This window comes from Streptomyces sp. NPDC055815 (assembly GCF_053616475.1).
The window spans coordinates 92,860-97,112 of the sequence record NZ_JBSHDU010000006.1; the positions used below are offsets into that span (position 1 = coordinate 92,860).

Below are 4,253 nucleotides of genomic sequence, written 5' to 3' on the forward strand. Positions count from 1 at the left end.
GCGTACCGCCGCCCCTCCGCCCCCACCAGCGCCCGTTCCGCCCCCCCACCCCACGCCCCCCGCCCCGCGGAGGGGCCCCCCACCCCCCGCGGCCCCCCCACCCCCACGCGCCCCCCCCGCCCCCGCCCCGCCCCCCCCGGGCCCGCCGGCGCGGCGGGGGCGCGCCCCGGCCCCTCTGAGAGGCGCGGCGGCACGGCTGCGTTCCGGTTTAGCGCAGGCCCGTCGAGCGGGTCAGCGCGGCCTGGATGAGCCGGTCGACGAGCTCGGGGTAGCTCACGCCGCTCTCCTGCCACATGCGCGGGTACATGGAGATGGGCGTGAAGCCCGGCATGGTGTTGATCTCGTTGATGACGAACTCGCCGTCCTCGGTGAGGAAGAAGTCGGCGCGGACCAGGCCCTCGCAGGAGACGGCCTCGTAGGCGGCGACGGCGAGGCGCTGGACCTCGGCGGTGGCCTCGTCCCCGATGGGGGCGGGCACGATGCCGGAGGCCGAGTCGATGTACTTGGCCTCGAAGTCGTAGAAGTCGTGGTCGGTGACCGGCGGGATCTCGGCGGGGACGCTGGCGCGCGGGCCGTCCTCGAACTCCAGGACGCCGCACTCGATCTCGCGGCCGCGCAGCAGCGACTCGACGAGGATCTTGGGGTCGTGGCGGCGGGCCTCCTCGATGGCCTCGTCCAGGCCGGAGAGATCGTCGACCTTGGTGATGCCCATGGAGGAGCCGCCACGGGCCGGCTTCACGAAGAGCGGCCAGCCGTGGTCGGCGGCGAACTCGACGATCTTCTTGCGGGCGGCGGCGGGGTTCTGCTCCCACTCGCGCGGCCGGATGACCTCGTACGGGCCGACGGGGAGGCCGAAGGAGACGAAGACCCGCTTCATGTACTCCTTGTCCTGGCCGACGGCGGAGGCGAGGACGCCCGCGCCGACGTAGGGGACGCCGGAGAGCTCCAGGAGGCCCTGGAGGGTGCCGTCCTCGCCGTAGGGGCCGTGGAGCATCGGGAAGACCACGTCGACCTCGCCGAGGGCCGTGGGCACCTGCCCGGGCTCGGTGAGGACGACCTCACGGCTGGACGGGTCGACGGGGAGGACGACGCCGCCCTGCTCGGACTCGGCCAGTTCCGCGACGTTGGGCAGCTGCCGGCCGGAGATGGCCATCCGCTCGGGGGCGTCGGCGGTGAGCGCCCAGCGCCCGTCCGTCGTGATGCCGATGGGCAGCACGTCGTACTTGTCCCGGTCGATGGCGCTCAGGACGGCGCCCGCCGTGACGACGGAGATGGCGTGCTCGGAGCTGCGTCCGCCGAAGACGACGGCCACGCGCGGCTTGCGGGGGCTCTGGGTGTTCTCGCTCATATCGCGATGAGCGTACCTTGCGGCGTCCGAACTCCTGAGCGCCCCGCTCGTGCCTGACGCGTTCGGCTCAGCGGCGCTCGGGCTTGGCCGAGCGGGACATCAGCTCCTTGAGGGCGACGACCGGAGGCTTGCCGTCGTGGACGATCGACACGACGGTCTCGGTGATCGGCATGTCGACGCCGTGGCGGCGGGCCAGATCGAGCACGGACTCGCAGGACTTGACGCCCTCGGCGGTCTGCTTGGTGGCCGCGATGGTCTCCTGGAGGGTCATCCCGCGGCCGAGGTTGGTGCCGAAGGTGTTGTTCCGGGAGAGCGGCGAGGAGCAGGTGGCGACGAGGTCGCCGAGGCCCGCGAGGCCGGAGAAGGTGAGCGGGTCGGCGCCCATGGCGAGGCCGAGGCGGGTGGTCTCGGCCAGGCCGCGGGTGATGAGCGTGGCCTTGGAGTTGTCGCCGAGGCCCATGCCGTTGGCGATGCCGACGGCGAGGCCGATGACGTTCTTCACGGCGCCGCCGAGCTCGCAGCCCACCACGTCGGTGTTGGTGTACGGGCGGAAGTACGGGGTCATGCAGGCGGCCTGGAGCCGCTGGGCGACCGTCTCGTCGACGCAGGCGGCGACGGCGGCGGCGGGCTGCCGGGCGGCGATCTCCTTGGCCAGGTTGGGGCCGGTGAGGACGGCGACGCGGTCGGCGGGGACGTCGGCGACCTCGGTGATGACCTCGCTCATCCGCTTGGCGGTGCCGAGTTCGACGCCCTTCATGAGGGAGACGAGGACGGTGTCCCGGGCGAGCAGCGGCTTCCAGGCGGCGAGGTTGCCGCGCAGGGTCTGCGAGGGGATGACGAGGACGGTGAAGTCGGCGTCCGCGGCGGCCTCGGCCGGGTCGGCGGTGGCCGTGATGCCCTTCGGGAGTTCCACTCCGGGCAGGTAGTCGGGGTTGGTGCCGGTGCTGTTGATCGCCTCGGCGAGTTCGGCGCGGCGGCCCCAGAGGCTCACCTCGCAGCCCGCGTCGGCGAGCACCATGGCGAAGGCGGTGCCCCAGGATCCGTTGCCGAAGACTGCTGCCTTGGTCACTTGGTGCCCTCCCCGGCGGCCTTGCGCCGCTGCTCCAGGCGGGCCTTGCGGTGGTCGTACGGTTCGGCGGGCGCCTTCTCGCCGCGGACCTCCTCCAGGAGGGCGGTGATGGCGGCCATGATGACCTCGGTGGCCTCGCGGAGGACCTCGGGCGAGGGCTCGAGGCCGTCGAAGCGGGAGAGGTCGACGGGCGGTCCGGCCTGCACGATCAGCGTCTTGCGGGGGAACAGCCGGAACTTCTTCTCCTTGGCGTACGGCGGCATCGCGAGGTTGGCGCCCCACTGGGCCACCGGAATGACGGGGACCTTGGTGAGCAGCGCGACGCGGGCGGCGCCGGTCTTGCCGGCCATGGGCCACATCTCGGGGTCGCGGGTGAGGGTGCCCTCGGGGTAGAAGGCGACGCACTCGCCGCGCTCGATGGCGTCGACGGCGGCCCGGAAGGCGTCCAGCGCGTTGGTCGTCTCGCGGTAGACGGGGATCTGGCCCGTGTTGCGGAGCATGGTGGCGACGAAGCCGCCCTTGAAGAGGCCGGCCTTGGCGAGGAACCGCGGGACGCGACCGGTGTTGTACTGGTAGTGCGCGTAGGACAGCGGGTCCAGGTAGGAGTTGTGGTTGACGGCGGTGATGAATCCGCCGTCGGCCGGAATGTGCTCCATACCGCGCCAGTCCCGCTTGAACAGAACCACCAGGGGGGGTTTGGCGATGACCGCCGCGAGGCGGTACCAGAAGCCGATTCTGCGGCGGGGCACTCGGACACCTTTCTCCGGGACTGGCTGGCAGGGGGTCAAGTGTCGCCCCATGCTCCTGGTCTGTCGAGTGACACCGTACGCCCCGGGGACTCCGGCGGACCGCGTGGGCGGGACAGAATGGGCCCCGATGAAGCCGCTGCACCCGACGCACACCGACGCCGACGACGGCTGGTCCCTGGTCGTACCCCTGAAGCCCCTTGCCCTGGCGAAGAGCAGGCTCGCCGCCGCGGCGGGAGCGCGGCTGCGCCCCCGGCTCGCGCTGGCGTTCGCCGAGGACACGGTGGGGGCGGTGCTGAACTGCGCGCGCGTACGGGATGTGGCGGTCGTCACGGACGATCCCACGGCCGGCGCCACCCTCGCGGCCCTGGGGGCGCGGATCGTGCCGGACTCCCCCGCGGCCGGGCTCAACGCGGCGCTCGCGCACGGGGCCCGTGCGGTACGGGCGGGGCGGCCGCACGCGCGCGTGGCGGCGCTGAACGCGGACCTTCCGGCGCTGCGGCCCGCGGAGCTGGCGCGGGTCCTGGACGCGGCCGGCAATTTTCCGCGGGCATTTCTCGCGGATGCCGCCGAAATAGGTACGACATTCCTCTCGGCGGCTCCGGGGGTGGAATTGGAACCGGCATTCGGGGGCGCGTCGAGGCTGCGGCATTTGTCTTCGGGCGCGGTGGAAATCCGGCTCGCGGGGGTGGATTCCGTACGCCGGGACGTGGACACCGGGGAGGATCTGGCGGCGGCCCTGGCGCTGGGGCTCGGTCCGCGGACGGCCGCCCAGTGGCTGACGGCGGCCGGATAGGCTGCGGTCCATGCAGGCGACCGCGTTCACGTACGACCCCGAGACCCACAGCGGCAGTGTGCTGCTCGACGACGGCACCCCCGTGGACTTCGGGGCGGAGGCCTTCGAGGCGGGCGGGCTCCGGCTGCTGCGGCCGGGGCAGCGGGTGCGGATCGAGGCCGAGCCCGGCACCTCGGGCGCCGGGCTCCGGATCACGCTGGTGACGCTGCAGACGTTCTGAGCGGCGCGACCCCCTGAGACGCGCCGCGGGGGCGGGGGCCCGGGGGGGGTGCCCGGCCCGCGGGGGGGGGGAGC

Annotated in this window: 5 protein-coding genes; 2 read left to right on the forward strand and 3 right to left on the reverse strand. The window is 73.2% G+C overall.

What is annotated here, in order from left to right; genetic code table 11:
• Window positions 1–208: 208 nt before the first annotated feature.
• The 3 genes from ACWGN5_RS06680 to ACWGN5_RS06690 form a co-directional block, all read right to left on the reverse strand.
• Complete coding sequence (locus tag ACWGN5_RS06680) at window positions 209–1,348, reverse strand: D-alanine--D-alanine ligase family protein (RefSeq protein WP_453511757.1); 1,140 nt, start codon at window positions 1,346–1,348, stop codon at window positions 209–211.
• Between the two features lie 67 nt (window positions 1,349–1,415).
• Window positions 1,416–2,417, reverse strand: a complete 1,002-nt coding sequence (locus ACWGN5_RS06685; RefSeq protein ID WP_453511758.1) for an NAD(P)H-dependent glycerol-3-phosphate dehydrogenase — start codon at window positions 2,415–2,417, stop codon at window positions 1,416–1,418.
• Entirely contained in the window at window positions 2,414–3,166 is a 753-nt protein-coding gene (locus ACWGN5_RS06690) for a lysophospholipid acyltransferase family protein (protein ID WP_453511759.1), read from the reverse strand. The genes ACWGN5_RS06685 and ACWGN5_RS06690 overlap by 4 nt, the downstream gene beginning before the upstream one ends.
• 127 nt (window positions 3,167–3,293) lie before the next feature.
• Here ACWGN5_RS06690 and cofC point away from each other — a divergent pair, with 127 nt between their 5' ends.
• Window positions 3,294–3,959 (forward strand): 2-phospho-L-lactate guanylyltransferase, encoded by a 666-nt coding sequence (gene cofC / locus ACWGN5_RS06695; protein ID WP_453511760.1) that lies wholly within the window; start codon window positions 3,294–3,296, stop codon window positions 3,957–3,959.
• A 10-nt stretch (window positions 3,960–3,969) separates the two neighbouring features.
• Entirely contained in the window at window positions 3,970–4,179 is a 210-nt protein-coding gene (locus ACWGN5_RS06700) for a hypothetical protein (RefSeq protein WP_351189789.1), read from the forward strand.
• Window positions 4,180–4,253 lie beyond the last annotated feature (74 nt).